26 protein-coding genes are annotated in these 26858 nt (G+C 64.0%); 12 read left to right on the forward strand and 14 right to left on the reverse strand.

Annotated features, from left to right (window positions below):
• Positions 1 to 199: 199 nt before the first annotated feature.
• Entirely contained in the window at positions 200 to 1183 is a 984-nt protein-coding gene (locus tag ACFPAH_RS04855) for a M28 family peptidase (protein ID WP_379741477.1), read from the forward strand.
• Positions 1184 to 1249: 66 nt separating this feature from the next.
• Here the strand turns inward: ACFPAH_RS04855 and hemW are convergent, their stop codons facing one another.
• The 7 genes from hemW to ACFPAH_RS04890 form a co-directional block, all read right to left on the reverse strand.
• Positions 1250 to 2485, reverse strand: a complete 1236-nt coding sequence (gene hemW, locus ACFPAH_RS04860; RefSeq protein ID WP_379741480.1) for a radical SAM family heme chaperone HemW — start codon at positions 2483 to 2485, stop codon at positions 1250 to 1252.
• The gene (gene rdgB / locus ACFPAH_RS04865) at positions 2482 to 3066 is read right to left on the reverse strand and encodes an RdgB/HAM1 family non-canonical purine NTP pyrophosphatase (RefSeq protein ID WP_379741483.1); all 585 of its coding nucleotides are present in this window, start codon (positions 3064 to 3066) and stop codon (positions 2482 to 2484) included. The genes hemW and rdgB overlap by 4 nt, the downstream gene beginning before the upstream one ends.
• Before the next feature lie 115 nt (positions 3067 to 3181).
• Complete coding sequence (locus ACFPAH_RS04870) at positions 3182 to 4903, reverse strand: amidohydrolase (protein ID WP_379741486.1); 1722 nt, start codon at positions 4901 to 4903, stop codon at positions 3182 to 3184.
• A gap of 269 nt (positions 4904 to 5172) precedes the next feature.
• Positions 5173 to 6087: a LysR family transcriptional regulator gene (locus ACFPAH_RS04875; RefSeq protein ID WP_379741489.1), complete on the reverse strand. Its 915-nt coding sequence runs from the start codon at positions 6085 to 6087 to the stop codon at positions 5173 to 5175.
• 185 nt (positions 6088 to 6272) lie between these two features.
• Positions 6273 to 7004, reverse strand: a complete 732-nt coding sequence (gene rph / locus ACFPAH_RS04880) for a ribonuclease PH (protein ID WP_379741492.1) — start codon at positions 7002 to 7004, stop codon at positions 6273 to 6275.
• A 25-nt stretch (positions 7005 to 7029) separates the two neighbouring features.
• Positions 7030 to 7956, reverse strand: a complete 927-nt coding sequence (locus ACFPAH_RS04885; RefSeq protein ID WP_379741495.1) for a PP2C family protein-serine/threonine phosphatase — start codon at positions 7954 to 7956, stop codon at positions 7030 to 7032.
• 9 nt (positions 7957 to 7965) lie between these two features.
• A complete protein-coding gene (locus tag ACFPAH_RS04890; RefSeq protein ID WP_379741498.1) occupies positions 7966 to 8976 on the reverse strand; it encodes a serine/threonine-protein kinase in 1011 nt (336 codons plus the stop codon).
• 145 nt (positions 8977 to 9121) lie between these two features.
• Here ACFPAH_RS04890 and ACFPAH_RS04895 point away from each other — a divergent pair, with 145 nt between their 5' ends.
• From ACFPAH_RS04895 to ACFPAH_RS04910, 4 genes are all read left to right on the forward strand, one after another.
• Positions 9122 to 10009 (forward strand): YicC/YloC family endoribonuclease, encoded by an 888-nt coding sequence (locus tag ACFPAH_RS04895; RefSeq protein WP_379741501.1) that lies wholly within the window; start codon positions 9122 to 9124, stop codon positions 10007 to 10009.
• A 188-nt stretch (positions 10010 to 10197) separates the two neighbouring features.
• Positions 10198 to 10842 carry a guanylate kinase gene (gene gmk / locus ACFPAH_RS04900; RefSeq protein ID WP_379741504.1) on the forward strand — a complete coding sequence of 215 codons (645 nt, stop codon included), beginning with the start codon at positions 10198 to 10200 and terminating at the stop codon, positions 10840 to 10842.
• 149 nt (positions 10843 to 10991) lie between these two features.
• Complete coding sequence (rpoZ, locus tag ACFPAH_RS04905; RefSeq protein WP_005665923.1) at positions 10992 to 11195, forward strand: DNA-directed RNA polymerase subunit omega; 204 nt, start codon at positions 10992 to 10994, stop codon at positions 11193 to 11195.
• 73 nt (positions 11196 to 11268) lie between these two features.
• Positions 11269 to 13512, forward strand: coding sequence for a RelA/SpoT family protein (locus ACFPAH_RS04910; RefSeq protein ID WP_379741507.1), 2244 nt, complete (start codon positions 11269 to 11271; stop codon positions 13510 to 13512).
• A gap of 43 nt (positions 13513 to 13555) precedes the next feature.
• On the opposite strand, the gene ACFPAH_RS04915 is transcribed toward ACFPAH_RS04910, so the two are convergent.
• A complete protein-coding gene (locus tag ACFPAH_RS04915; RefSeq protein ID WP_379741510.1) occupies positions 13556 to 14008 on the reverse strand; it encodes a hypothetical protein in 453 nt (150 codons plus the stop codon).
• Positions 14009 to 14152: 144 nt separating this feature from the next.
• Here ACFPAH_RS04915 and ACFPAH_RS04920 point away from each other — a divergent pair, with 144 nt between their 5' ends.
• Positions 14153 to 14305 (forward strand): ACT domain-containing protein, encoded by a 153-nt coding sequence (locus ACFPAH_RS04920; RefSeq protein WP_379742964.1) that lies wholly within the window; start codon positions 14153 to 14155, stop codon positions 14303 to 14305.
• Positions 14306 to 14358: 53 nt separating this feature from the next.
• Here ACFPAH_RS04920 and ACFPAH_RS04925 read toward each other — a convergent pair whose 3' ends face one another.
• The 5 genes from ACFPAH_RS04925 to ACFPAH_RS04945 all read right to left on the reverse strand — a co-directional run bounded on the left by ACFPAH_RS04925 (position 14359) and on the right by ACFPAH_RS04945 (position 20727).
• Complete coding sequence (locus ACFPAH_RS04925) at positions 14359 to 14853, reverse strand: hypothetical protein (protein WP_379741513.1); 495 nt, start codon at positions 14851 to 14853, stop codon at positions 14359 to 14361.
• Positions 14854 to 15005: 152 nt separating this feature from the next.
• Positions 15006 to 15494, reverse strand: a complete 489-nt coding sequence (locus ACFPAH_RS04930) for a hypothetical protein (protein ID WP_379741516.1) — start codon at positions 15492 to 15494, stop codon at positions 15006 to 15008.
• 140 nt (positions 15495 to 15634) lie between these two features.
• Positions 15635 to 17119: a hypothetical protein gene (locus ACFPAH_RS04935; protein ID WP_379741519.1), complete on the reverse strand. Its 1485-nt coding sequence runs from the start codon at positions 17117 to 17119 to the stop codon at positions 15635 to 15637.
• 15 nt (positions 17120 to 17134) lie between these two features.
• Entirely contained in the window at positions 17135 to 19933 is a 2799-nt protein-coding gene (locus tag ACFPAH_RS04940; RefSeq protein ID WP_379741522.1) for a type VI secretion system Vgr family protein, read from the reverse strand.
• 167 nt (positions 19934 to 20100) lie between these two features.
• Complete coding sequence (locus tag ACFPAH_RS04945; RefSeq protein WP_379741525.1) at positions 20101 to 20727, reverse strand: biliverdin-producing heme oxygenase; 627 nt, start codon at positions 20725 to 20727, stop codon at positions 20101 to 20103.
• Positions 20728 to 20925: 198 nt separating this feature from the next.
• Here ACFPAH_RS04945 and ACFPAH_RS04950 point away from each other — a divergent pair, with 198 nt between their 5' ends.
• Together ACFPAH_RS04950 and ACFPAH_RS04955 are read left to right on the forward strand one after the other, a co-directional pair.
• Positions 20926 to 21438, forward strand: a complete 513-nt coding sequence (locus tag ACFPAH_RS04950) for a hypothetical protein (protein ID WP_379741528.1) — start codon at positions 20926 to 20928, stop codon at positions 21436 to 21438.
• 40 nt (positions 21439 to 21478) lie between these two features.
• Positions 21479 to 21664 (forward strand): hypothetical protein, encoded by a 186-nt coding sequence (locus ACFPAH_RS04955; protein WP_379741531.1) that lies wholly within the window; start codon positions 21479 to 21481, stop codon positions 21662 to 21664.
• Positions 21665 to 21682: 18 nt separating this feature from the next.
• Here the strand turns inward: ACFPAH_RS04955 and greB are convergent, their stop codons facing one another.
• The gene (greB, locus tag ACFPAH_RS04960; protein ID WP_379741533.1) at positions 21683 to 22249 is read right to left on the reverse strand and encodes a transcription elongation factor GreB; all 567 of its coding nucleotides are present in this window, start codon (positions 22247 to 22249) and stop codon (positions 21683 to 21685) included.
• Positions 22250 to 22312: 63 nt separating this feature from the next.
• Between greB and ACFPAH_RS04965 the strand changes: the two genes are divergently transcribed.
• The 4 genes from ACFPAH_RS04965 to ACFPAH_RS04980 all read left to right on the forward strand — a co-directional run bounded on the left by ACFPAH_RS04965 (position 22313) and on the right by ACFPAH_RS04980 (position 26745).
• A complete protein-coding gene (locus ACFPAH_RS04965; protein WP_379741536.1) occupies positions 22313 to 22927 on the forward strand; it encodes a hypothetical protein in 615 nt (204 codons plus the stop codon).
• A complete protein-coding gene (locus ACFPAH_RS04970) occupies positions 22924 to 24399 on the forward strand; it encodes a sensor histidine kinase (protein ID WP_379741538.1) in 1476 nt (491 codons plus the stop codon). Before ACFPAH_RS04965 ends, ACFPAH_RS04970 begins: the two co-directional genes overlap by 4 nt.
• Before the next feature lie 2 nt (positions 24400 to 24401).
• A complete protein-coding gene (locus tag ACFPAH_RS04975) occupies positions 24402 to 25049 on the forward strand; it encodes a response regulator (protein ID WP_379741541.1) in 648 nt (215 codons plus the stop codon).
• A 127-nt stretch (positions 25050 to 25176) separates the two neighbouring features.
• A complete protein-coding gene (locus ACFPAH_RS04980; RefSeq protein ID WP_379741544.1) occupies positions 25177 to 26745 on the forward strand; it encodes a GGDEF domain-containing protein in 1569 nt (522 codons plus the stop codon).
• The last annotated feature ends 113 nt before the right edge of the window (positions 26746 to 26858 follow it).

Genomic DNA, 26858 nt, shown 5'->3' on the forward strand with positions numbered 1-26858 from the left:
CTGCTTCGGCAGCCTCGACGGCCCGCTCGCATCGGCGACCGGGCCGTTTTTTCATGCGCGGTGCATGAGGACCGATGCCGGCATTCCCCTCGCGGCTGGAAGAAATTGACGGTCGGATTCGTGTGGCGCTACGGATGTGAACCTGGCTAGACTGCCAGGGTTGACCGGTTGATGCGCGTTCATGCGAGAAGAGACTGCCATGCGGAACTTTTTTCACTCACACTGGAAGGCCATCCTTGCGCTGGTCCTGCTCATCGCGGTGGCGCTCTTGACGGTCCGCCCCACTAGCGCCAATGCCGCGCCCGATCTCGCCGAGCGCATGCGCCAGCACGTGCGCGCGGTCGCGTCCGACGAGCACAACACGGGCACGCCCGCCCAGCTCGAGCGCGCCGCCGTTTACATCGAAACCGAGCTCAAGCGTGCGGGCTACCACCCCTCGCGCCAGGAATACACGGCCGGCGGGCAACGGGTGCGCAATATCGAGGTGGCGGTCGCGAATGTCGCCGCGGGCAAGCGGCCCGAACGCATCTTCATCGTCGGCGCCCATTACGATTCGGCGCCCGGCGCGCCGGGCGCCAACGACAACGGCAGCGGCACCGCGGCCGTGCTGGAACTGGCGCGCCTCCTGAAAACCATGCAGCCGCGCGCCGGCACCGAAGTGCGCTTCGTGTTTTTCGTGAACGAGGAGCCGCCCTGGTTCATGGGCGCCGACATGGGCAGCATGCGCCACGCCGCCGAGATGAAGCGCCAGGGCCAGAAGGTGGCCGGCGCGCTGGTGCTCGAAACGATGGGCTATTACACGGACGCGCCGAACACGCAACAGCTGCCGCCGGGGCTGGAGGGCCGCTACCCGAGCACCGGCAATTTCATCGCCTTTGTCGGCACGCTCGAATCATCGAACCTCGTGCGCGAGGCCCTGGCGGCCTTCCGGGCCTCGTCCGATTTTCCGGCGCAGGGGCTGGCGGCGCCGGCGCATACGACCGGCGTCACGCTGTCTGACCATTCGTCGTATAACCGGTACGGCTATCCGGCGCTGATGATCACCGATACGGCCTTCATGCGCTATCCCTATTACCACACCGCGCAGGACACGCCCGATAAACTCGACTATGCGAGCATGGCGCGGGTGGTGACGGGCCTGGCGAAGACGATTGTCGCCTTGGCGGGGGCGGCGCAGGGGTAGGCGGCGCGGTTATCCCTACAAATTGCGTATGCGCCATGCGGGCCTTACGCGTGGACGGAGTCCACCCTACGTCCCTAAGAACATTTCCTGGAGGTCGTTGAGGAAACGCTGGCCGAGTTCGGTCGGGCGGATCAGCTTGAAGTCGCGGGTCAGCAGGCCCTTGGCTTCGGCGGCGTCGAGCGCCTTGGAAATCGCCGTGATGCTCATGCCGGTGCGCTCGCCGAACAGGTTGGGGTCGAAGCCGCCGGTCAGGCGCAGGGTGTTGAGCATGAATTCGAAGCCCATGTCGGCGCGGGCGATTTCGTGTTCTTCCTGCACCGGGTTGCCCCGTTTCGCCGCTTCCATGAAGGAGGCCGGCTGCTTGAAGCGGGCCTGGCGCAGGATGCGGTGCGGGAAAGAGAGTTTCGAATGCGCGCCGGCGCCGATGCCGAGGTAGTCGCCGAACTGCCAGTAATTCAGGTTGTGGCGCGCGTGCCGGCCCGGCTGCGCATAGGCCGACACTTCGTAGTGGTCGTAACCGGCGGCGCGCATCGTCTCCGCGATCATGTCCTGCATGTCGGCACTCGTGTCGTCGTCGGGCAGCGCCGGCGGATACTTGGCGAAGACCGTGTTCGGTTCCATCGTCAGGTGGTACAGCGACAGGTGCGGCGGCGCGAAGGACAGCGCCGTCTCCAGGTCGGCCCTGGCTTCGGCCAGCGTTTGCGAAGGCAGCGCGTACATCAGGTCGAGGTTGAAATTCTCGAAGGTAGAGCGGGCGATCTCCACCGCGCGCAGCGCTTCGCGCTCGTCGTGGATGCGGCCGAGGGATTGCAGGTGGCTCCCGTTGAAACTCTGGATGCCAATCGACAGGCGGTTCACGCCGCTCTCGCGGTACTGGCGGAACTTTTCGGCCTCGAAGGTGCCGGGGTTCGCCTCCATCGTGATCTCGGCGTCGATCTCCAGCGGCAGCAGCGTACGCAAATCCGACAGCAGGCGCTCGAGGCCGGCGGCCGACATCAGGCTGGGCGTGCCGCCGCCGATGAACACCGTATGGATCTTGCGGCCCCAGATCAGCGGCAGCGACTGCTCGAGGTCGAGCCGCAACGCATCGAGGTATTCCTTCTCCGGCAGCTCGCCCTTGGCCTCATGCGAATTGAAGTCGCAGTAAGGGCACTTGCGCACGCACCAGGGGAAGTGGACGTACAGCGACAGCGGCGGCAAGGCGCTCAGGTTCAGGGCGCCGGGCTGCAGATACTGGAGCGCGGCTTGCGCCGGCGAACGCGGCTCGCCCACCGGTGCGCTTGCTGGTTTGATCGGGATCATCGCAGTTTTTCCACCAATGCACGCAGGGCCTGGCCGCGGTGCGAGCGCGCGTTTTTTTCGGCGGGCGTGAGTTCGGCCGTAGTCTTGCCCAGCGCCGGGATCAGGAAGTGCGGATCGTAGCCGAAGCCGTTGTCGCCGCGCGCCGTAGCGATGATCTCGCCGTCCCAGCGGCCGTCGGCGATGATCGGCTGCGGATCGTCGGCATGGCGCACGTAGACCAGCACGCAATAGTAATAGGCGGATTTGTCGGTCTTGTCCGCCAGGTCGGCCACCAGTTTTTGATTATTGCGGGCGTCCGATTTCGGCTCGCCGGCGAAGCGCGCCGAATACACGCCCGGCGCACCGCCGAGCGCATTCACGCACACGCCGGAGTCGTCCGCCAGCGCCGGCAGGCCGGTCAGGCGCGCGGCATGGCGCGCCTTTTCCAGGGCGTTTTCGACGAAGGTGGCGTGCGGCTCCTCGGCTTCGGGCACGTTGAATTCGCCCTGCGGGTGCAGGGTAAAACCGATCGGGCCGAGGATTTGCTGGAATTCCTTGAGCTTGCCGGCGTTGTTCGAGGCGAGGATGAGGCGTTGGGTCATGGCGGAGTCGGGCACGGGAACGGAAGCCGGTATTTTACCCGTTCGGGGGATGGACGTAGGCCGGCCCCTGCCTTGGGACGAGGGCGGCCGGCGGACCGCCCCGCCCTCTCCCCGATCAGTGGCCGTGTCCGTCGTCGCGCGGCTCCACGACGACCTTCCGGCCCAGCACCGCGACGCCACCCATCGAGGCCTCCCGATACACGGTCTTCCCGTTAAACATGGTCATGACGGCCCTGGCCTTGTCGATCTCGTCGACCGGGACGGTGGCGATGTTCTTGTCGAGGACGACGAGGTCCGCCGCCTTGCCGACGGCGATCGAACCGGTCTCCGCTTCGGCAAACATCATCTCCGCGCCCCGGATCGTATGGCTGGCGATCATGGTGTCGAGCGGCACCCCGTTCTTCACGCCGGCGGCGATGCGCACCAGCGGGTAGAAGTCGCGCACCGGATAGTCGCTCGACGATGTCGTGGGCACGCCCGCATCGAAAAAGGCTTTCGGGACCGGGTGGCCGTCGGCCCGGATGCCGAGGCTGGCGAAGCGGGCGGCAAGCGGCGACGCGTCGTCGTTGACGTGGGTGATGGTGTGGCGGGCGTCGCGCTTGCCGTTCTGCTGCTGCGCATAGTCGTAGGCGTCGAGCATCAGGCCATAGGTACTGGTAGGCCCGATGTCGTGGATATAGACCTTGAATTTTTCCTTGTCCAGGGCGGCCACCGTCTGCTTCAGGACCTCCTGGTTCCAGACCACCGAGCCGAAGGTGCTGCCGGCGCCGGTGCCGAAGATCTTGACCGAATTGGTCTTGTAGAACCTGCCCTGGTACAGCTTGCGGCGTTCGACGAATTCCGGGATCTGTGCCGTGCCGCGGGTTTCGTCGGCCCACAGCGCCAGGTCGTAGCGCACTGTCAGCCGCCCGGATTTGTCGAGTGCGTCGATGGCTTTCAGGTAGTTATCGGTCGGGTAGTGAACCGGCACGAACACGGAGGTCACACCGCGCTGCGGCGCCAGGTCTTGCTGGAACGACAGCGTTGCCTGCGTAAATTCCTCGACGCTGAAGTCCGGCTGCGGCAGCTTGCTGATCACCATGTTTTGCGCGCCGAACTCGCGCACGATGCCGGTCGGCTCGCCCGTTACCGGGTCGCGGTCGATGAAGGCGCCGGGCGGGTTCGGCGTGTCCCGGGTGATGCCCGCGTTGCGCATGGCCCGGGTGTTGGCCCACACCTCATGGTGGCCATGGGTGATGTAGACGGCGGGGATGTCCTGGCCGACGATCTCGTCGAGCAGCTGCATGGGCGACTTGCCCGTGTCCCTGGCTTGCTGGAGGACGAAGTTCAGGTTCCAGCCGACCCCGCGCACCTGGTTCACGCCGGGATGGGCCGCCAGAAAGGCCTGGGTCGCCGTTTTGTAGGCATCCAGGCTGGCCGTGGCCAGCGGCACCCAGAACATGGATTCCGCCCGCAGGTAGGCGTGGTTATGGGTATCGATGAACCCCGGGAGCAGCATCTTGCCCGCCAGGTCGATGACTTCGGTCTTGCTTCCTTGCAGCTCAGCACTGCCGGCGCTGGTGCCGACATAGATGATCTTGCCGTCCTTGATGGCCACCGCTTCCGCCCGGGGCGCCGCCGCTTCCACGGTATGGACGACCCCGTTCCGGAAGATCACATCGGCTTGCACCGCCGCTGCCGGCGGCGGCGCCTGGTCCGGACTGTCGGCATCGTTGTCGCTGCAGGCAACGAGCATGGCCGTCAGCCCTCCGGTTGCCAACAGGCTGCAGATGGCTGTGCGCCAGAAGGTTTTCCCCGTCCGGCCCGGCGATTTCGTTGTTGGTGCTGTGTGGTGCATGTACGTCTCCTGTCGTCGTTTTGTCCGGGCAGGCGCCCGCTCGACACGCGTCATTGTTAAATGATCAGTGCATGGATATTTAACGTGGAGGAGACAAAAAATGCCAATGCGAAATTGGCAAGCGCCCTATGCGTCGCCTGCATGGGCAAACCCGGCGGGACCGGCTTAGAGCGCCTAACAAAACTGCCAGGGCAAGGCGCAGCGACGAAGACAGTACGAGGGTACGGCGAGGAGCTGCAACGCAGCTATGGCGGTTTTGTTAGGCGCTCTTAGCTGGCCTGGTCGAGCAGTCCGGCGATCACGCCAATCGCCGTCTCCGCCTGCGGCGACAGGCTGCGGTGGGCGAGGTGGACCACGGTCATGTCGAAGTCGATATCCGGCGCGTCGGCGACGCTGAGCTTGCGGAGCGCGCCGCTGCGCACCTCCTCGCGTACCGAGGAGTCGGGGGCGAACAGGACCAGCTCGCGGCTGTTGGCCGTCGCGGCCTTCAGTGCGGCGAAATCATTGCATTCGATGGAACAGGTGAAGTCGCGCGCCGGCGCCACACGCAGCCACTTCCGGACAAATTGCCGGACCGCTTCGGGCAGCGGGGAAAACGCAAAGGAGAAGGCGAGCAGGTCGGCCGAAGTCAGGTGTTCTTTGTCCAGCAAGGGATGGCTGGCCCCGACATGCCAGCCGGCCTTGTGCCGGGAAAGCCGGCGCAGGGACACGCTGTCGCTGGACGGGACGGTCGTGCGGTCGAGTACGAAGAAGTCCAGGCTTTCTTCGTGCAGGCGCTCCCACAACACCGACCAACTGTTGACGTCCGCGCGGATGTGCAGCCCCGGCCTGAGACTGGCCAGCCGCGCGCACACCTGTTCCAGGCAAATCGCGGCAGTGACCGTCCCCATCCCGAAGGCCACCTCCCCCAGACCGTGGTCCTTGAGCATCGCCACGTCGCGCTCGAGCCGGCGCGACTCCTCGACGATCTTGCGTGCCCGTTCCAGGATCAGCTTGCCGGCAGAGGTCAGCACGAAGCTGCGCGCGCTGCGATCGATCAGCACGGTGCCGAGTTCGGCCTCGAGAGACTGGATGCTGCGGCTCATTGCCGGCTGGCTCAGGTGAACCTTGTCGGCAGCCTTCAGGAATGACTTTTCTTCGGCAAGGACGATGTAATGCTGGAGGCGGCGGATGTTCAGGCTCATGGATCGGGGTCACATGCATTTTTATGCGCATATCAAGAATGATTCGAAGAATACTAGCATTGATATGCAAAATAATGCATCTGCGCGCGCAGCTTGTTGCACCTCTGGGGTCGAACAGGTTGAACAGGCCGGATAGCGGCCGGGCCGCGCTTGCAGCGCAGCCCGGCCCGGGTCCAGCCTGCCGGTCACGCGATGCCGAGCGCGCCTTTTTGCAGGCGTACCAACTCCGCAATCCCGCCTTCGGCCAGGTCGAGCAGGCGGTTCATGCCGGCGCGGTCGAAGGCCACGCCCTCGGCCGTGCCCTGGACTTCGACGAAATGGCCGGCCTCGGTCATGACCACGTTCATGTCGGTGTCGCAGCCCGAATCCTCGACGTAGTCGAGGTCGAGCACGGGCATGCCCTGGTAGACCCCGACCGAGATCGCTGCGACAAAATGGTTCACCGGGACGGCCGGCAGCACGCCGCGCGCGACCAGCGCGCTGAAGGCGTCGTAGGCGGCGACCATGGCCCCGGTGATCGAGGCGGTGCGGGTGCCGCCATCGGCCTGGATCACGTCGCAGTCGAGGTGCAGCGTGCGCTCGCCGAAGGCCTCGAGGTCGAAGGCGGCGCGCAGCGAGCGGCCGATCAGGCGCTGGATTTCCTGGGTGCGGCCGGACTGCTTGCCGCGCGCGGCTTCGCGGTCCATACGCGTATGCGTCGAGCGCGGCAGCATGCCGTATTCGGCCGTCAGCCAGCCCTGCCCTTTGCCCTTCAGGAAGCCGGGTACCTTGTCTTCGATGCTGGCGGTGCAGATCACCTTGGTGTCGCCGCATTCGATCAGCACCGAGCCTTCGGCGTGCTTGGTGTACTGGCGCGTGATGCGCATTGGGCGCAGCTGGTCGACTGCGCGGCCGCTCGGGCGGGATGCAAACGTCATGGTGAACCTTTATCTGTGTGAGTCGTTATTTGAGTAATTGGGACGATTTCTCGATCGCCTGGTTGATCTCGGCAATCGCCCGCTCGATTTCGTCTTCGTCGAACGGGTCGGCGTCGAGCGCGCCCGCCGCCGCATTGCTGATCGTGCTGCTGACCTGGTCTTCCGGCAGCAGCTGGGTCGAGATCACGTTCGGGCCGGCGGCGCCGGCCTGGTCGCCGCCCTGCCAGCCGATTGCCAGCACGGTCGTGTTGTCGGCGCGCGGGCCGCCGATGGCGGTGGCCATCGCGACCAGCTCGGGCACGGCCTGGACCACGCTCCGGGTAGCGAGCTTTTGCACGATCTCGGCGTCCGGCACCATGGACCACAGTCCGTCCGAGCACAGTAGCAGCACGTCGCCCGCCGCAAGCACGGCCTGGGACGACAGCTCGATCCGTGGCGGCGTGCCCGCGCCCAGGCAGTTATACAGCTTGTTGCGGTCGGGGTGGGTGGCGCGCTCGTGCGGACTGGCCAGGCCCTTGGCGATCAGGTATTCGAGATGCGAGTGGTCGCGCGTCTGCGCCAGCACCTGGTTGTCGCGCACCCAGTACAGGCGCGAGTCGCCGCAATGGGCCCAGACGGCGCAGTTGTGCTGCACCAGGCAGGCGACCACGGTCGTACGCGGGCTCTCGGACAGCTTGTGGCGCGCGGTGTAGGCGAGGATGTCGCGGTGCGCCTGCACCAGCGCCTCTTCGAGAAAGCGCTCGGGCTTCTTGATATACGGCTTGGCCTGCATCTGGAACATCATCGACAGGGTCTGCATGGCGATGGTGGCCGCGATCTCGCCATGCTGGTGGCCGCCCATGCCGTCGGCCAGCACCAGCAGCAAGGCGTCGCGCGTGAAGCAGTAGCCCATGCGGTCCTGGTTGACGCGGCGCCCGCCGATATGGCTTTGCTGGTAGACGGAAAACTGCATGCTGCCTCCTTAATCCTGTTGAGCGCCGGGAGCGCGGCCAAAGCTGCCGAGCCGTCCGAGCAGGCCGCGCAGGCCGCCGGGCGCGGCAGCGGCCGTAGTTGCGGGCTCGGCCGCGATCGGCGCGGCCGGCGCCGCCTGCAAGGCCTTCTGCACGGCGAACACGCTTTGCGGGCGCGCCATCGGATCGAGCGCCAGGCAGGCGCGCACCATGGCCAGCAACTCCGGCGAATAGCTGCCCGCGAGCTTGTCGAACTGCGCCGGCAGGGTGTCGTCCTGCTTGCGCGCATCGGCTGCCGGCGGCGGCGAACCCGCCATGCAGGCGAACATCGATGCGCCCAGGCTGTAGATGTCGGACCACGGCCCCAGCGGCAGCCCCTTGGCATACAGGTCGGGCGGCGCGAAGCCCGGCGTGTACATCGGCGCGAGCATCGGCGCATCGACGCCGGCCGCCTGGCGCGCGGCGCCGAAGTCGAGCAGGATCGGCGCGCCGTCGGTGCGCAGGTAGATGTTGGCAGGTTTCAGGTCGAGGTGCAGCAGCTTGTTGGCATGGGTCTCGCGCAGGCCGCGGCAGACCCCGTCGAACACGCGCCGGATGAAGGCTTCGCCCAGGCGGCTGGCCTTGCCGGCCGCCTTGTGATGACTGCGGGCGATGTGTTCCTGCAGCGAATGGCCGGACTCGTAGGCCATCACCATGTAGACGGTCTCGTTGGCGCGAAAGAAGTTCAGGATGCGCACCACGTTCGGGTGGATGATGCGCGCGAGCGCCCGACCCTCCTCGAAAAAGCACTTGAGCCCGATGCGAAACAGGGGCACGTTGGGCCTGGCGATGACCGGCGAAAGTTCGCCCGGCTGGCGCAGCGCGAGCGCGCTCGGCAGGTATTCCTTGATGGCGACGGCATTGCCCTCGGGGTCATATGCCAGGTAGACAATACTGAACCCGCCGGACGCGATTTTCTTTACAATGCGATATCCGGCAATCTCCAGCCCTTCCGGCAAGGGTGCGTTATTTTGTGCGGCCATACTGATGAGTCCCTTGCATAACACGGCGATTGTGTGGATAAATGTCGGCTTTGTAAAGAATAAAGAGCGTCCAGAAAAGCCGGGCTGACACGGGTTTTTCGTCAGGCGTTCAAAAAAATCGGGGACTCCATTGAGCATTTCAAGCATGACAGGTTATGCGGTGGCTACCAGCGAAGGCGCTGCGGGCACCCTTACGATCGAAATCAAGAGCGTCAATTCGCGCTTCCTCGATCTCCAATTCCGCATCAACGACGAGCTGCGCGCGTTGGAACCGGACCTGCGCGCCGCCATCATGGCGGCCATCACCCGCGGCAAGGTCGAAGCGCGCCTGTCGTTCGGCCGCAAGGTCGCCGGCGGCGCCCAGGCGCTCAATCATGCCCTGCTGGCCGACCTGGCCCGACTCCAGGGCGAAGTCACGCGCCATTTCGTCTCGGCGCCGCTGATGTCGGTGGCAGAACTGCTGCGCTGGCCTGGCGTGGTCGAGGAGTCGCACATCGGCCAGGAGTCGCTGCAGGCCGACGTCGCCGCCCTCACCGCCAAGACCATTGCCGCGTTCGTCGACAGCCGCAAGCGCGAAGGCGCGGCCCTGGAGGCGATGCTGCTGGCGCGCATCGATGCGATGGAAGCCATCGTCAAGCGCATCACCCCGCTGATCCCGCAGGTTATCGCCCAGTTCCAGCAAAAGGCGGTCGAGCGCATGCAGGACGCATTGGGCCTGGCCGGCCACGGCAATCCGTCGACCTTGACGCGCCAGGAAGTGTTCGAGCGGATTCGCCAGGAAGTGACCTTGTACGGCATCCGCATCGACGTGTCGGAAGAATTGTCGCGCCTGTCGGCCCACCTGAACGAAACCCGCCACATCCTCAAAAAGGGCGGCCAGGTCGGCAAGCGCCTCGACTTCATGATGCAGGAACTTAATCGCGAGGCGAATACGCTGGGCGCCAAGGCATCGGTCAAGGAACTGGCGGACGCGTCGATGGAGTTGAAACTGCTGATCGAGCAGATGCGCGAGCAGGTGCAGAACCTGGAGTAAACACAATTTGAATCTCGCAGCGCGGCTTTCCGACGCTGCTTGAACGCGTGGACGGGGGACCCGTCCACCCTACGGGTATCTCCAAACTGTAGGGTGGACGGGTTTCCCGTCCACGCGTTCAGCTATATGATGAACAATCGCGGCGCAAGTAAAGCCGCATGAAGACACGAATTAAAAGGAATACAACCATGCTCACCACCGCTTTCTCCGGCAGCCTGTTCGTCGTCGCCGCCCCATCCGGCGCCGGCAAATCGACCCTGGTCAACGCGCTGCTGGCGCAGGAGCCGGGTATCCAGCTGTCGATCTCGACGACGACGCGCCCGCCGCGTCCGGGCGAGCAGGACGGCCGCGAATACCATTTCACGACCGCCGAGGATTTCGTGGCACGCGCCGATGCCGGCGAGTTCCTGGAATGGGCCGAGGTGCACGGCAATTACTACGGCACCAGCCGCCTGACCGTGGAAGACAAAATGAAGACCGGCACCGATATCCTGCTGGAAATCGACTGGCAGGGTGCGCGCCAGGTCAAGAAGCAGTTCCCGGACGCAGCCGGCATCTTCATCCTGCCGCCGTCGATCGAAGCACTCGAGCAGCGCCTGCACAAGCGCGGCACCGACGAGCCGCACATCATCACGCGTCGTTTGCTGGCCGCAGGGGGCGAGATCGCTCACGCTCCCGAGTTCGAATATGCTATCATCAACGAAGAGTTCAATGTCGCCCTGGCCGAGCTGCGGGCGATTGTCCAAGCGACACGTTGCCGCTTCGCCCAACAGGCCGCCCGCAACGCCTCGCTATTCGCCCAATTGGGTATCCACGCGCAACAACCAGCGTAATCCACTAACACAACGGAAGCTCGAGAAACCGTAGCGAGCGGAAGAAGTTTTGGCCGAGAAGCACAGCTGTACAAGCGTACAGCGAGCATCGCAGGCCAAAAATTCGACGCGCAGTAGGTTTGTCGAGCTTCAACCACAAGGAGTCCACCATGGCCCGTATCACGATCGAAGATTGCCTGAAAAACGTCCCGAACCGCTTCCAGCTGACCCTGGCCGCGACCTATCGCGCACGCCAGCTGCTGCAGGGCCATACCCCGAAGGTCGAAGCCAAGGACAAGCCGACCGTCGTCGCCCTGCGTGAAATCGCCGCCGGTAAGGTCGGCCTGGAAATGCTGAAAAAAGTGCCGATGTAATCGGTCCGTTTGCCTGAAGTGTCCGTCCTCAATTCTGTTATTCTGTCATCACACTGCGGCTGATCGACATAACATGAACCTGTTCCCCCCGGACTCTACACATTCAGGCAACACCCCCGCCCGGGCCAAGCGCCCGGGCAAGCCGCAAGAAGTCCCGGAAATGCCGGCTCCCGGCGTCGCCTCGGTCACCCAGCTGGTCAACCAGCTGTCGGAATACCTCACTCCCGCTGAACTGAAAAAGGTCAGGGAAGCCTACCGCTTCTCCGACGAGATGCACCTCGGCCAGGTGCGCAAGTCGGGCGAACCCTATATTTCGCACCCGATCGCCGTCGCCGAGATCTGCGCCGAGTGGAAACTCGACGCCCAGGCCATCATGGCCGCCCTGCTGCACGACGTGATCGAGGACCAGGACGTCAAGAAGGAAGAGCTGCTCGAGCGCTTCGGCCCGCAAGTGGCGAACCTGGTCGACGGCCTGTCCAAGCTCGAAAAAATCGAGTTCCAGAGCCTGGTCGAGGCGCAGGCGGAAAACTTCCGCAAGATGCTGCTGGCGATGGCCTCGGACGTGCGCGTGATCCTGATCAAGCTGGCCGACCGCCTGCACAACATGCGCACGCTGGGCGTGATGGTGCCCGCCAAGAAGCGGCGCATCGCCGGCGAGACGATGGAAGTGTATGTGCCGATCGCGCACCGCCTCGGCCTGAACAACATCTATCGCGAACTCCAGGACCTGGCGTTTTCGCACCTGTATCCGCTGCGCTACCGGACCCTGGCCAAGGCCGTCAAGGCGGCGCGCGGCAACCGCCGCGAAGTCGTCAAGAAGATCCTCGAATCGGTCAAGCACACGCTGGCGATGGCGGGCATCCAGGCCGAAGTCTACGGCCGCGAGAAAACCCTGTACGGCATCTATAAAAAGATGCGCAACAAGCACCTGTCGTTCTCGCAGGTGCTCGACGTCTACGGTTTCCGCGTCGTGGTCGACACCATCCCGAACTGTTACGTGGCGCTGGGCTCGCTGCACGGCCTGTACAAGCCGATGCCCGGCAAGTTCAAGGATTACATCGCGATCCGCAAGATCAACGGCTACCAGTCCCTGCACACGACCCTGATCGGCCCCTACGGCACCCCGGTCGAATTCCAAATCCGCACCCAGGACATGCACCGTACCGCGGAGTCCGGCGTGGCGGCGCACTGGCTCTACAAGACGGGCGACCAGAACATGTCGGACCTGCAGCAGCGCACCCATGCGTGGCTGCAGTCGCTGCTCGACATCCAGCAGCAGACCGGCGACTCGGCCGAATTCCTGGAACACGTGAAGGTCGACCTGTTCCCCGATTCCGTCTACGTGTTTACGCCGAAGTCGAAGATCATCGCCCTGCCCCGTGGTGCCACGGGGCTCGACTTCGCCTATTCGATCCACACCGGCATCGGCGACCATACGGTGGCGGTCAAGATCAACAACGAGTCCCAGCCGCTGCGCACCGAGCTGCACAACGGCGACATCGTCGAAATCGTCACCGACCCGGATTCGCGCCCGAGCCCGACCTGGCTCAACTATGTGCGCACCGGCAAGGCGCGCTCGGCGATCCGCCATTACCTGCGCACCGTCAACGTCAACGAATCGGTCGAGCTTGGCCAGGAGTTGCTGGCCCAGGCGCTCGTGGCGCGCAACATCGACCCCGAACTGCCGCCCGCGACCGTCGACCGGCTGCTGGCCGAATCCTCGGCCAAGTCGATGGACGAGCTGTACGCCGACATCGGCATCGGCAAGCGCATGCCGGCGCTCGTCGCCCGCCATATCTTCGGCATGATGGACGGCGGCGAGCCGGACAGCACGCTGCCCTCGAACCAGCCGCAGGCCGGTGACATCGACCCGGTCACGATCTACGGCAGCGAAGGCGTGTCGGTGCAGCTGGCGCCCTGCTGCCTGCCGATCCCCGGCGACCAGATCACGGGCCAGCTGCGGCGCGACCAGGGCCTGGTCGTGCACACCTGCGACTGCCTGCCGGCCAAGCGCCTGCGCGCCAAGGAACCGGACCGCTGGATCGCCGTGCAATGGGGCGAGGAGCTGAACCGCCGCTTCGACTGCCGCATCCGCCTGTTGATCAACAACGAAAAAGGCATCCTGGCGCGCGTGGCCGCCGAAATCGGCGAGTCCGACGGCAACATCACCTATGTCGGCATGGACGAGGACGACGAAAACATGATGACGCAACTGCGCTTCACGATCCAGGTCAAGGACCGCGTGCACCTGGCCCACCTGATCCGCAATTTGCGGCGCGTGGCGGGCGTCAACCGGGTCGAGCGCGAACGGGCCTGAGGCCCTTGCCGTTGAAAAGACATGCATGGCCCACCGCGGTGGGCTATTTTTTTGCGCCGTCCCCGAATCGCTGGCGCAGCACGCGGTGCCGGTGACGGAACAAGAGCTTCACGAACATGGCAAGCACCGGCCCCGCCAGGCGCGGTGCGAACTCGAGCTTGTCGGTGACCCGTGCGCCGGTGTCACAGGGCTCGATGATCCGTTCGTGACGCCAGCACCTCATGCTCAGCATGGGCGACTGCTCCAGGAAGCGCCGGCCGGTGTCCACTTCCAGCAGCGTCAGGTCCAGGCGATCCACGGGAATCAGGCCGAACAGCAGCAGCCAGCTGCGGCACAGCGGCCGCCCCAGCACCATCCCGGCATCCGCAAGCGTGGCATGGCCGGCCGGGAAGGTCATCTTCGCCAGCGGCCACATTTCACCGGAAATACCGTGCGGCGAGGTCGCCCAGTCCCACAGCTCCCCGGGCGAGGCCGCCAGATGGGATTCAAACGTCAATCGCCGTGTTGTCATCAGCCGCTATCATCCATGAGAAACGAACAGCCGGGAGTATCGTTTCACGCGGGCGCAGCGTCAACGCACGGCGCATGACGAGGACAAGCTCATCGCCTCTGGAAAACCAGCGCCAGGATACGGTCGGACATCACCCGTGTCGGCATGGACGAGGACGACGAGAACAGGATGCCCCAACTGCGCTTCACGATCCAGGTCAAGGACCGCGTGTATCTGGCGCACCTGATCCGCAACCTGCGCCGCGTGACGGGCGTGAACCGGGTCGAGCGCGTGCGGGCGTGACGCTTACGGCCGGCGGTACGGACAGAGCACGTTGCCAACTCTGTGATGTGCAACTAGCGACGCCGGACAACTGCAACGCTTACCTCGTTCGACTCATAGCCGGACCATTCGACCTTGACGCGATAGCGTGCAGGCTGCAACGGCAGCGTCACATAGGACGCCACATCAACGTTCAAGTAGCCGCCGAAAGCTTGATGCTCATAGTCCTCGGCCCTAAGCCGACGCGTCGGTGGCGGAGGAATTAGCGGGTTTGGATCTCGATCTACGATCTGACCCCGGTACGTTTGTCCAGTGGATTCGTCGGTGACAATTAACACTTGGCGTCCGGGATGCCTGATCGCCTTGGCCAGGTTGATCGTGTATATCCCGCATAATGGGATAATGAGCGTTGAGCTTGGCGCATCTTCGTCGGGCAAAACCACTTTTGAAGGTGCTCGCACTAACACCCCACGCCAGTCGAAACCCGGACCTGGGTCTTCCGGCGAGCAAACAGTCCGCTCATTTTTGCCGAATGGAACCTGTTCGAATAATTTGTCGTCATCGGTCATCTTGTCTGCAGTTAGGGTAGGCGCGGTCGCTGGGTGAGCGATCGCCGAATTGGGTTGTTGGAAGGGAGCGTCATGGCTTGCGATTGCCGGCAAACACAAAACGCAAACGGCAGCTGCGAGTAACGGAGTCCAGGGGCGCATCAGAATGATCGCTACGGGCGCTGAACGACAGCAATGCTTACCTCGTCCGACTCATAGCCATGCCACTCGACCTTCACGCGATAACGAGCGGTCTGCAGCGGCAGCGCCACGTAGGACGCGACATCGAAGTTGAAGTAGTTGCCAAAATCTTGATCTTCAAAGTCATCGGGATTGAGCGGGGGCGACGGTGGCGGGGGTACTCTCGGGAGCGGGTCTCGATCGATGATCGGGCCACGGTATGTTTTTCCGCTGGCAATGTCGGTAACGATCAACATGAGCGGTCCGGGATGCCGAATTGCCTTCGCGACATTCATAAAATAGACCCCGCACAAAGGCATGACGAGCGCTGAGTGGGGAGCGTCTTTGTCAGGCATGAACACTTGGGAAGGAGCGCGCACTTTCACCCCGAGCCAGTCGATACCTGGGTCCGTCGGGGAGCAAGCCGTCTGCTTATTGGTGTTAAATGGCACGTTCTCGAACAATTTGTCGTCGTTCATCATTTCGTTCAGCGTCGAGCTGGATGGCATGGCCGGGTGGTCGACCGGCGAAGCGGGTTGTTGGGACGGAACGCGGCAGCTTGCAATCAGGGACAGGCACAAAACGCAAACGGCGGACGGGGGTAACGGGGACCAGGAACGCATCAGAATGGGTCCCATCCGTCGCCAAGATCGACTTTCCGAACAGCCGGTGCACAATTGACACAGAAGTCGCTACGGTCATTGGTTGCACCATACATCACGCATTTGGAGCCGTTCAGGTCGGCATCCGAATCATAACGAGCCTGGTTCACAGAAAGGCCGTAAAAGCAGTGGTTTCCGCGGTGTCCTTTCGCATCGTTGTACAAGCTGATAGATCTGTCGGGCAGCTTTCCCCTACCGTCCGACACCATGCCCATCTTGTGCCCTAATTCGTGAATGATCACTTCGTTTTGCATTTTAGTGACAACGGTTGACCACCATGCCTTCGTGCAAACGCAGACCAGGTTCCCGTCAAAGAACGAAATCCCACCTCGCATCCTGTCAACAATATTCACGACGAGCTCGATAGTGCCAGTCGCGTGCGGCAACGCGCTTACATCGATTCGCACGACATTGGATTGCTGAGGGAGGGCAGAACTGCTAGGCAACGGTGTGCATTTCTCCCCCGGGATACTGATCACATCGGCAGCAGACCCTCCTGCTTTGATAAACCTTGCGGATACGAACCAACTCTCGCCGAGTCCGAGACCCTGCCAGAGAAAATATGGTTCGGAGATGAGAGTTAACGGATCGGGCTGGGCGGCAATCGTAATCAAGGCCGGTGGACTTGCTGGTCCAACCGCAACCGACTGTAGAACTCGGAAATTTTTTTGCTTTACGGCCAAATGCCCGGTGTACGCAATCGCTATCACGTGAGGCTGCTTCCCAACAGCCAAGGACTTGGAATAGGCACTCCTTGCATTGGCCTGAAATGTTTCGGTCTCGTTCTCTCCAATGTTGGGCATGTAAGCCATCTCGACCGCAGGCAACTTCAGCAGTTTGATGTAGTGCTTTGCGTATTCCTCCTCCACTCGCATCAGATTGGCAGCACACGAAGTCAGCGAACGCATCTTTAGCTCCACATAGTGGATCAGCCGGTGCACTTCCAGACTCCCGGTCGATACTGTGACCCCGCTCGCGTCGGTAGCGCGAAATACGTATTTATCCTTGCCCGCAGCGCCTACGTAGAAATCTTCGAGCGGCAAGGCCAGGCTTCCATCGCTTCCAGTTGTGTAAGACTTTGGTTCGTTCTGATAGGCGAAGCGAGCATTTCGCGCCAGCTCCCCGGGCGTGTACTGAGCATTGCCATCAAGAGGCTCGCACTTGACGGTGAAGGAGTAAGTGCCGGGCTTGTTGAAGACCACCTTGAGGCGTATTTTGTTTCCGGCGCGATAGACATTCGGAACGATTTTTCCGTCCACAAAGTTATCCGAGCCGCTCAAGTTGACAAATTGCTTGACGCTGTTTGCCTCGCTGCCGTCACTATTGAGGAAGACAATCCGGGCAATTCCCGCCGGTCCGACTTTGACCGTGATCTCCTTTCGAACCTTGTTCTCAACAGGGTTGGTATTGGCGTTGCCCGCATTCTTGAATTTTGTGGTGGCCATGGGAGAAGCAAACCTTTACATGCGAGGAATCTCGATGTTTATTTCCTCGATTTCAGCCGAGGAAACCACGTGTGTCCGGCCTTCCGCGTCCGTTATTCCAGCTTCAATTGAGCCGTCCGCTCGGACAATTCGGTACGGATAGTTCGGTAAGGGCGAACCTGTATCCTCGTCCCGCAAAACGAAACCTTCGTCAAACAGCTTCGGTCGGCTGTCCGGCAGAGGTGTAACCGATGCCTCCCTAAAAGCACCGGCGTCGAACAAATGCTTCCCGCCCTTAACTGAGAATTTCCCGGGGCAGGCGAAAGTGGTATTTTTTCCATCGAGCGTTACCGCGCATTGCCCCGCCTGCAGCACGATTTTGTTCCTGGCGGTGATCTCGATGCTATCGTTGACCGACATGACCGTGACGGCCTGGTCCGCCAGGATTTCCAGCTGATCGGTATGGGCCTGCAAAGATACCGGGCCATTCGCGGCGATTGCCTGGATACCACCCGAATGCGTGAAGAAGCTCGCGGCGCTGCCGGCAACTGACGACGCGGTATGCGCTGCCGTCATGTGCAGATCCGACTGCGTGGTCCAGTGCAACTGCTGCCCGGCGAAGATAATCGTCGATGCGGGGGCCGCCCAATTGATGCTGGCTGCGGAATCCATCAGCACGATCGCCGATCCGAACTTCTCGACAGCCTGCCCGGCATCGAGGTCACGCGATCCATTCTTCGCCTTGAGGGCCTGCTGTCCGTTGATCGCACCCGAATACTTGCCCCTGGCCTTCGGATCGAGCTGTTCGATGAAGTCGGCCTGCGCTTTCGCAGCGTCCTTGCTGACCAGCGCCTGCTGCTGGCTCGCGGCCTCGTTCAGCGTGTTGCTCAGTGCCTGCGCGCCCTTGAACAGCGATACCGCCTCAGCCGCATCCATCTGTGTCGACGCGACGCCGCTGCCCTGTCGCACCCGCGCAGTGGTCGACAACAGCACCCCTTCTCCTCCCCGCAGCACGGCCCACGCATCCGTGCGCAGTTCGAAGCCGCTGCCGCGATAGCAGCCGCGGTGCGCCGATGACGCAGCCTGTTGAATCAGGTACCCGAGGCTCAACTCGGTTGCCGCGCTGCTGCTCGCAAGACGCGTGCGCACCTGGCCGTTCGTATCGTCGAGTTGCCACTGGTTGTAGCCGCTTCCGTCGAAATTATTCGTGTGGATGCCTGATAGCACGCCCGCATGGTTGACTTCGGAATCGACGCCTGCCGCAAACGGCGGCACGTCGGCACCCGTGTAGAGCTGGGCGACGATCACAGGCCGGTCGATGTCGCCTTCAATAAAGTCAACCAGCACTTCAGTCCCGACGCGCGGCGTGAACTGGGTTCCCCAATTGGGGCCGGCCAACGCCTCCGCGACACGGACCCACGTTCCAGACCTTTCGTCACCTGGTGCGTTGCCCTGCTGGTCAGTATCATGTGCAAGCCCGCATGCGTTGGGTGCGGAACCACGCTGCCATGCAAACTGGACCTTCACCTGGTGATCGCGCGTCGTTGTCGCCACGGAGCCGCGCACACCGACTACGAGCGCTGTCTGTGGCCCTGGGGCTGTACAGGGATCCGGGAGCGCAGTTCTGGCCGGGACAATGGCGACCTCATCGCGTATGCACCCGAACGTGTTCCGGTATGTGCCGCTCTCGACTATTTTCGCCGCGGCGATGGCGATCCCGGTATCGAAGTTATTGCGCGCTTCATGACGTACCCAAAGCACGTTGAAGCGATTCCGGCCCTCTGGATACCTGTCGTGCTGGGTAAGCAGAAATGCGTGGCCAGGGCTCAGTCGCCGCACCGCGCCGGCACCCTGGAACATCTTATTCTTCAACTCCAGCGCCTGCAGCATGAGCTCGCCCTGTCGGGCAGCCGCGGCTCTTCCCGTGATGCCTTCGCCGCTACCGTCGTACATCTGGAGCAGAGGCAGGTCGCCCGCATCCAGAATGGATTCCAGTTCAGCGCTCGGGGCGATCAGTTGCGCCGGATTCCAGCTGCTGATGGCTACTGCGTTGGCCGACACGCGTCTGTGGGCAGAGAACGCATCAATCGCGTCATCGGTATCTGTTGCGCGCACGCCGTGGAAACGGATGGCCTGTCCGTTAGGCATCGCGGGCGCCCTTGCCCTGCTGTCGAAAATGACCAGCCGATGCGTTGAATGCCCAGGATCGTCGCGATCGTCATCATCGATCTGGTCGTGCTCGAAACGCCAGCTCAGCCCTTCCGACGCCAGCAAGCGTTCGAAGAACTCAAAATCAGTCTCGCGGTACTGCGTACAGATCGGACGGTTGAGCAACTCTTGCGTAATGTCGAAATCGAAACGGACGTGCGGGTAATCGGCCAGAAGCTCGGTGACGATTTCGCGTGCGTTCTTGCCCTGGAATATATAGCAATCGCGGCGAAGGGCCAGCAGCGATAAAGCCGGCTCCATCCGTAACCGGTAACGGACTACGCCACCGTCTGCGCCGGACCAGGATGCATGTGTACAGATGCCGTGCCACGCACGCCGGCGGCCAGTAGGCTGCAACAGGGTGACCGTGAGGTCTTCACCAATGAAGATGGACAGATCCAGGTCCGTCGACACACTCAGGGCGTCGATTTCGAAACTGAACAGCTCGTTGACGGCCTCACGCCCGACAAACTGTTCCGCCACCAGCGACTCCGGAAGTCCGCGTTTCTGGGCCGTTACCAAGGTGATGAGCCTGCCAGCCTGACTCAGCCCAGTACCATACCGCCGCGCGGAGGCAAACTCGGAGAAGGCGTTCATCGGACCGGCTGGCCCATTGGCGTTAGCCATCTGCACGACTCCTTCGTGATCGAGAAATTTGCGCTAAGAAATATCGATCTTAGCGAACTCGAGCGCGCGGATTAACTAGCTACATTTGACACGAATCAATCTTTCTTTGAGAAGCTCAGTCCAGGCAGGGTGCCGTGACAGCACGGCGGCGCTAGCCTGGGCTTGCCTCATGGACAGGAAAGTGGGGACCGCGGTGAGTGATCCCTGAACGCCAGCGCCAGGATCCGGTCGAAGGCATCGCACGCACCCGCACAGGCCTCGGCCACCCGCTCCTCGCCCTGCACCTGGGCGCGCAGCGCCGCCATGAAGGCGCGCCAGCGCGGGCCGGGGCCGGCCTCGCCAGTACCGCGCAGGTAGCGCAGCGGATGCGGCGCCAGCTGCGCACTCAAGCGTTTGTAGAGCACAGCGCCGCCCAGCTGCGAGCCTTCGACGACATAGGCCACGCCCCAGCGGTAGGCGGGGCTGGCGTCCGGCGGCCAGGACACGGGCGGGCCGGCGCTGCAGGCCTGGGCCGGCAGCGATGGCTCGGCCAGGTCGGCTTCGATCAGGGACAGGTGGGGCGCGGCGTCAATCCCGTCCGGGCCTTGCGGGCCGTCACGATAGGTGTCGAGCCAGGCTTCGAGGGGCGCGAGCCAGTCGCGCAGCAGGCACAGGTGGTGGGCGTAGTCGGCGAGCGTGGCGTCCGGCCGGGAGAGCGGCAAGCCGCTGTCGAGGCGCTCATGGCGCGTGCCCGTCGCCTGCCGCAGCGCGGCCAGGACATCGGACTCGCGTGCGGTATCGAGGGGAGGATTCATGGGGCCAGAAAAGCGGCAAACCGCCATCTTACCAGCCCGGGTAGCGCTGCGCCCGCCCGTCCGTAGCGCGCCAGGCGCGCATCCAATCGTGTCCGTTATCCTGCGGTCGGGGTGGTAAGCTTTCGCGAGCGCCCAGGCGGCCTGCCAACCGGGCCTGCTTGCGCGACGCACGCCGAACCTCCGAACGCCAGGACCATCATGCATCGCATCACGCAACTGCATCTCGATCATCTGCAGGCGCTGTTCCTCAACGAACGCTCCCGCCGCGAAGGCATCCGCGGCAGCCTCAGCACGCCGGTCGCGGCGATCTCCTTTGCGGTGTTCGCGTTCAGCAGCCTCTCGGTCGAGGTCAATCCGGATCGCTGGCAGCAGACGCCCACCCTCTTGATTTTCCTGCTCGGGGCCGTGGCGGCGCTCGCGCTGTTCGCCTCGGCCTGGCAGGTGCTGATGGCGGAATGGCTGTTCGTCCACCACGAACCGCCGCGCCTGGTCGACCTGCTCGACGAGGTGGACGGCCGCAGCGCCCTGGAGGAGGAAGAGCACGTGCGCGCCCTGCTCGCCGCCAGCTATGCGGTCGCCTACGAGCAGTACCTGAAGGGCAATGCGATCAGTGCGCGGCGCCGCACCTGGGCCTTGCGGCTGATCCTGCTGTCGCTGCTGCTCCAGGCCCTGGCGTTCGTGATCCTGCCGTTTCACCGGGCGGGATGGTAACGTGGGGCTCCTGGAAAAACTGTTGACCAGGCGGCGTGGCATGCCGCGCTTCGACGCCCTGGGACCGCGCGTGCGGCGCCGCCTGGCGCCCGCCTTCCAGGAACTGGGCGATGCGGAACAGGAGATGGCGGCGCGCCTGGGCTTGCCGGCGCCGCCGCGCCTGCTGCTGATCGACGAGGAAACCGGGGTCATCGTCGCGCCGGAGGAGCGCGTCGAAGCGGACTGAGCCAACCCAGTCCGTCTGTCAGTCGGTGATCGGCTCCGGATACTCGACCGACACGATCTCGAGTTCTTCGTCGCCCTGCGGGGTCTGCAGGGTGATGACGTCACCTTCGCGCCCCTTGGTCAGCGCGCGCGCCACCGGCGACACCCAGCTGATGCGCCCGCGCAGCGGGTCGAGCTCGTCGATGCCGACGATGGTGACCGTGTGCTCCTCGCCGGCCTTGTTGACATAGGTGACGGTTGCACCGAAAAAGACCTGGTCGTTCCCGTAATGCACGCTCGGGTCGACCACGAAGGCCGAGTCCATGCGCTTGGTGAGGAAACGGATGCGGCGGTCGATCTCGCGCAGCCGGCGCTTGCCATAGATGTAGTCGCCGTTTTCCGAGCGGTCGCCGTTCGACGCGGCCCAATGCACCACGCGCACCACTTCCGGCCGGTCGACGTCGATCAGCTGCAGCAGTTCGTCCTTGATGGCCTTGTAGCCGGCAGGGGTGATGTAATTCTTGGCACCGGCGGGAATCGCCTGCGCCAGCGCGACGGCTTCGTCATCGTCGTCGTTGTCGGACTCTTTTACAAATGCCTTGTTCATAAGCCTTATTGTAGCTCCCCGGCGCAGAAGGCTGCGCTTTCATGGCGTAGTATCATGCAAACGATGACGAACCCTTCTTCCTCGCGCAGCCGGATGCTCGCGCCGCTCGTGTACACGGCGGCGCTGCTCCTGCTGCTCGAAGAATGGCTGTGGCGCCTCGGCAGCGCCGTCGCGGCCGGCCTGGCCACCTGGCCGCCGCTGCGCGCGCTGGAAAACGGCGTGCGCCGCCTGCCGCCCTACTGGGCGCTGCTGGTCTTTGCCCTGCCCGGCCTGATGCTGCTGCCGATCAAGTTGCTGGCGCTGCTGGCGATCGCACACGGCCATGCGGCCTGGGGCGTGGCCGTGTTCGTCCTGGCCAAGCTCGGCGGCGCGGTGGTCGTCGCCCGCATTTATGTGCTGACCTTGCCGTCCTTGCTGGCGCTGCTCTGGTTTGCGCGATGGCACAATCGCTTCATCATGTTCAAGGACAATCTCATCGCCCGCCTGCGTACCAGCCCTGCCTTCAGCCGCGTGCGCCGTTCGATCGCCGCCGCCCGCCGCGTGCTGCGCCGCCTGCGCTACCAGTTGCGGCCGTCGGTGCCCTTCGGCAGCCGCCACGCCACGCGCAGCGCGCGCGCCCTGCGCCGCTTCGTGTCGCTCTGGCGGCGCCGCCGCAAGGCGGACGGGAGCGAGCCATGACGACGGTGTCGCCGGCCTTGAGCGCGCCGATGCAGGCTGCGCCGGCCGAACTCTACCTGATCGACCCCGGCACCCTCACCCTGGTCGACGTCAACGGCACCGCGCGCACCAACCTCGGCTACGACGGCACGCCGCTCAAGGGCATGCCCGCGAGCACCATTTTCCCCGACCTGGCCGAGGGCGCGCTGGGCGTGCTGGCCGCCACCCTGGGCGACGACATCGGCGAGCAGCACTGCCTGCGCACCTGCCTGCGCCGCGCCGACGGCAGCACCTACCCTGCCCGCCTGACCTTCCTGCGCGCCCAGCGCGACGGCCGCTCGCTGCTGGTGGCCATCGGCGACGACCTGTCGCCGGAACAGGCCGCCGCCGCCGCGCTCGCCCACTACCAGGCGCGCTTCAACGCCATCGTCAACCACACGCCGGGACTGGTCTACCAGTTCCTGCTGCGCCCCGACGGCACCCACGCCTTCCCCTACCTGAGCGAGGGCTGCGCGCCCCTGCTCGGCGTGCAGCCGGCCGAATTGCAGGCGGACCCGGACCTGTTCCTGCGCCTGATCCTGCCCGAGGACCGCAAGGGCTACCTGGAAGCGATGGCGGTGTCGAAAGTGAACCTGTCGGCCTGGAACTGGGAAGGCCGGATCTGGATCGACGCCTGGAAAGACGTCAAGTGGATCAACCTGCGGGCCACCCCGCATGCCACGGCACTGGAGGGCGCCGTCGAATGGGACGGGATCATGACCAACATCACCGCCAGCAAGAACGAACAGCAGGACGTGCTGCGCTCGCGCGCGCGGCTGGCCGAACTGACCGAGCACATCGAACAGGTGAAGGAGCAGGAACGGGCGCGCATCGCGCGCGAAATCCATGACGACCTGGGCGGCAACCTGTCGGCCATCAAAATGGCGCTGTCGATGCTGAGCAGCCGGCTGCCGGCCGAGCAGCCGCAGTTGCTGGAAAAGGCCGCCTACCTCGACGACCTGGTCGACCGCACGATCGAGGCCGTGCACCGCATTTCGCTCGACCTGCGGCCCTCGACCCTGGACCTGGGCATCGTCGCCGCCCTCGAGTGGCAGGCGCGCGAATTCGAAAAGCAGGCGGGCATCGCCTGCCTGTTCCGCAGCGCTGAACGCGACATCGAACTCGACCCGGACCATGCGGCGGCGTTGTTCCGTATCTTCCAGGAAGCGCTGACGAATGTCGCCAAGCATGCCGGCGCGACCCGCGTCACGGCGACCCTGCGCCGCGTGCGCCAGCACCTGGTGCTGGCGATCTGCGACAACGGCCGCGGCATCGCTCCGGCCGACCGCCTGAAGCCCCATTCCTTCGGCCTGCGCGGCATGAGCGAGCGGGCGCGTGCGCTGGGCGGCACCTTGACCTTGTCGGCGGCGCCTGGAGGTGGCACGATGGTAACCATCAAGATCAGGCTGGCCCTCCCCTCCGCTCCACGCCGGGCGGCCAGCGAACCCAGGTAACAATGACCGACAAATCCACCATCCGTGTTTTCATTGCCGACGACCACGCCATCGTGCGCGAAGGCCTGAAGCAAATCCTGGCCGAGCAAGGCGACATCGTCGTCGCCGGCGAAGCCGAAAATGGCCTCGATGCCGTCAAGCTGTTCCGCAAATCGCGCTGCCACGTGGTCCTGCTCGACATCTCCATGCCCGACCGCAACGGTATCGAAGTCCTCAAGCAGATCAAGCAGGAGCGTCCCGAACTGGCGGTGCTGATGCTGTCGATGCACCGCGAAGACCAGTACGCCATCCGCGCCTTGCGCGCCGGCGCCGCCGGCTACCTCACCAAGCAGAGCGCCCCGCGCGAACTGGTCACGGCGATCCGCCAGGTGGCGAGCGGGCAGAAATACGTCAGCGCCACGCTGGCACAGGCCCTGGCCAGCCAGGTCGGCTCCGACCACGAGGCGGCGGCGCACGACAACCTGTCGGACCGCGAATTCCAGACCCTGACCATGATCGCTTCGGGCAAGACGGTCAGCGAAATCGCGCGCGAACTGTCGCTCTCGGTGAAAACGGTGAGCGAATACCGCGCCCGCCTGCTGGTGAAGATGAACCTGAAAACCAGCGCCGAACTGACCCACTACGCGATCCGCAACCAGCTGGTCGATTAGGCGCGCCGCCACCGGGCATGGCGCCTCATTGCCCATAAGTAAAACCCTTTCCGCCCTCTTTTCGGACAATGACGAAAAGAAAAACTGCTTATCATCACGATAATCAGTCAATGTCTTGCGCTCTATCATGTCCAACCAGCATCCGCCATCCGCCCAACATCCCGTCGACATTGCGCGGGAAGCCTTCAGGCGCCTGGCAACGCGCCGGGTTGCCCCCACGCCCGACGCCTACCGCGATATCTACAACGAGATCGCCGGCATTCCGGTCCCGGATACGCCGGCGCCGGCTGCCGGTCCCGCCCCGGAGGAAGTGCTGGGCGGCTTCGCGACGCAACTGACCGACACGCCGGGCGAGCTGGCCGACTATGGGCGCCGCCTGAACCGCGCCGTCCAGCTGCGCGACTGGGATGCCTATGCGCGCGCCTTGTCGCAACTGGTCGAAAAACACTTGAAACGCGGGATACCGCCGGGCGTCACCTACGGCATGGAAAGCCGCGATACCCGCCTGCTGCGCGAGCTGCTCAGCCGCACGCTGGCCTTTGCGCTGGCCTCGCTGCTGCCGGCCAGCCCGACGCTGGCGAAAGAAGCGGAGTCGCTCGGCGCGGCGGTAAAAATCGCGCACAGCGACGCGGCACTGCAGGAAATCGCCACCCGCCTCAAGGAATTGTGCTTCCAGATCGAGCTGCACAGCGGCGACAGCGCCGAGCAGCAGGAACTGCTGCTGCGCTTGTTCAAACTGCTGCTGGAAAACGTCGGCGAACTGCTCGACGAGGACAGCTGGATGCGCGGCCAGATCGATGCCGTGCAGGAACTGATCGCCGGCCCGATCGACCACCGCGCGCTGGAAGACGCCACGCGCAGCCTGAAGGACGTGATCTACAAACAGGGCCAGCTCAAGCACAACCTGTCGGACATGAAGTCGACCGTCAAGAACATGATGATGACCTTCATCGACCGCCTGGGAACGGTGGCGGCGGCGACCGGCGACTTCCACGACAAGATGGGCGGCTTTTCCGAGCGCATCCGTGGCGCGGGCGACATCGGCGAACTCAACGAAGTCATGGACGAAGTGCTGCGCGAAACGCGCCAGGCCCAGGCCGAGGCGCTCGCCTCGCGCGACCGCATGCTGGAAGCCCACCGCGAGGTGCAGGAAGCGGAAAGCCGCATCAAGGCGCTGGAAGCGCAGCTGCGCCACATGAGCGAACTGGTGCGCGAAGACCAGCTCACGGGCACCCTCAACCGGCGCGGCCTGGACGAAGTCTATGCGCGCGAAAGCGCGCGTGCCGACCGCCGCAACGCGCCGCTGTGCGTGGCCCTGCTCGACCTCGACAATTTCAAGCGCCTGAACGACACCTACGGCCACCTGGCCGGCGACAATGCCCTGCGCCACCTGGCCAAGGTGGTCAAGGCGACCTTGCGCACGATGGACGTGATCGCCCGCTTCGGCGGCGAGGAATTCCTGATTATGCTGCCGGAAACCCCGCTCGAGGCGGCGGTGCAGACGATGGTGCGCCTGCAGCGCGAGCTGACCAAACACTTCTTCCTGAACGATAACGAAAAACTGCTGATCACCTTCTCGGCCGGCGTCGCCCTGCGGCTGCCGAACGAGGAGCAGGCGGCGCTGCTGGCGCGCGTCGACCGGGCCATGTACCAGGCCAAGCAAAACGGCAAGAACCGCGTCGTCGTCGCGGACTGAGCTTGTCATTGATGCACGCCGTGTCGTATTGATGCTTCGACATTCTGTCGGTCGAAGCAGACAAAAAGGGCTCCGCCTCGCCGAAGATCGGTGCATGTCGCTCTAATTGCTTG

The sequence above is a fragment of the Massilia sp. GCM10023247 genome, assembly GCF_042653325.1.
GTDB lineage: Bacteria > Pseudomonadota > Gammaproteobacteria > Burkholderiales > Burkholderiaceae_D > Telluria.

Bases quoted from the DNA above. Each gene is read 5' to 3' on its own strand.
- ACFPAH_RS04855 (WP_379741477.1), top strand. From the start codon at position 200: ATGCGGAACTTTTTTCACTCACACTGGAAGGCCATCCTTGCGCTGGTC.
- hemW (WP_379741480.1), bottom strand. From the start codon at position 2,485: ATGATCCCGATCAAACCAGCAAGCGCACCGGTGGGCGAGCCGCGTTCG.
- rdgB (WP_379741483.1), bottom strand. From the start codon at position 3,066: ATGACCCAACGCCTCATCCTCGCCTCGAACAACGCCGGCAAGCTCAAG.
- ACFPAH_RS04870 (WP_379741486.1), bottom strand. From the start codon at position 4,903: ATGCACCACACAGCACCAACAACGAAATCGCCGGGCCGGACGGGGAAA.
- ACFPAH_RS04875 (WP_379741489.1), bottom strand. From the start codon at position 6,087: ATGAGCCTGAACATCCGCCGCCTCCAGCATTACATCGTCCTTGCCGAA.
- rph (WP_379741492.1), bottom strand. From the start codon at position 7,004: ATGACGTTTGCATCCCGCCCGAGCGGCCGCGCAGTCGACCAGCTGCGC.
- ACFPAH_RS04885 (WP_379741495.1), bottom strand. From the start codon at position 7,956: ATGCAGTTTTCCGTCTACCAGCAAAGCCATATCGGCGGGCGCCGCGTC.
- ACFPAH_RS04890 (WP_379741498.1), bottom strand. From the start codon at position 8,976: ATGGCCGCACAAAATAACGCACCCTTGCCGGAAGGGCTGGAGATTGCC.
- ACFPAH_RS04895 (WP_379741501.1), top strand. From the start codon at position 9,122: ATGACAGGTTATGCGGTGGCTACCAGCGAAGGCGCTGCGGGCACCCTT.
- gmk (WP_379741504.1), top strand. From the start codon at position 10,198: ATGCTCACCACCGCTTTCTCCGGCAGCCTGTTCGTCGTCGCCGCCCCA.
- rpoZ (WP_005665923.1), top strand. From the start codon at position 10,992: ATGGCCCGTATCACGATCGAAGATTGCCTGAAAAACGTCCCGAACCGC.
- ACFPAH_RS04910 (WP_379741507.1), top strand. From the start codon at position 11,269: ATGAACCTGTTCCCCCCGGACTCTACACATTCAGGCAACACCCCCGCC.
- ACFPAH_RS04925 (WP_379741513.1), bottom strand. From the start codon at position 14,853: ATGACCGATGACGACAAATTATTCGAACAGGTTCCATTCGGCAAAAAT.
- ACFPAH_RS04930 (WP_379741516.1), bottom strand. From the start codon at position 15,494: ATGATGAACGACGACAAATTGTTCGAGAACGTGCCATTTAACACCAAT.
- ACFPAH_RS04935 (WP_379741519.1), bottom strand. From the start codon at position 17,119: ATGGCCACCACAAAATTCAAGAATGCGGGCAACGCCAATACCAACCCT.
- ACFPAH_RS04940 (WP_379741522.1), bottom strand. From the start codon at position 19,933: ATGGCTAACGCCAATGGGCCAGCCGGTCCGATGAACGCCTTCTCCGAG.
- ACFPAH_RS04945 (WP_379741525.1), bottom strand. From the start codon at position 20,727: ATGAATCCTCCCCTCGATACCGCACGCGAGTCCGATGTCCTGGCCGCG.
- ACFPAH_RS04950 (WP_379741528.1), top strand. From the start codon at position 20,926: ATGCATCGCATCACGCAACTGCATCTCGATCATCTGCAGGCGCTGTTC.
- ACFPAH_RS04955 (WP_379741531.1), top strand. From the start codon at position 21,479: ATGCCGCGCTTCGACGCCCTGGGACCGCGCGTGCGGCGCCGCCTGGCG.
- greB (WP_379741533.1), bottom strand. From the start codon at position 22,249: ATGAACAAGGCATTTGTAAAAGAGTCCGACAACGACGACGATGACGAA.
- ACFPAH_RS04965 (WP_379741536.1), top strand. From the start codon at position 22,313: ATGACGAACCCTTCTTCCTCGCGCAGCCGGATGCTCGCGCCGCTCGTG.
- ACFPAH_RS04970 (WP_379741538.1), top strand. From the start codon at position 22,924: ATGACGACGGTGTCGCCGGCCTTGAGCGCGCCGATGCAGGCTGCGCCG.
- ACFPAH_RS04975 (WP_379741541.1), top strand. From the start codon at position 24,402: ATGACCGACAAATCCACCATCCGTGTTTTCATTGCCGACGACCACGCC.
- ACFPAH_RS04980 (WP_379741544.1), top strand. From the start codon at position 25,177: ATGTCCAACCAGCATCCGCCATCCGCCCAACATCCCGTCGACATTGCG.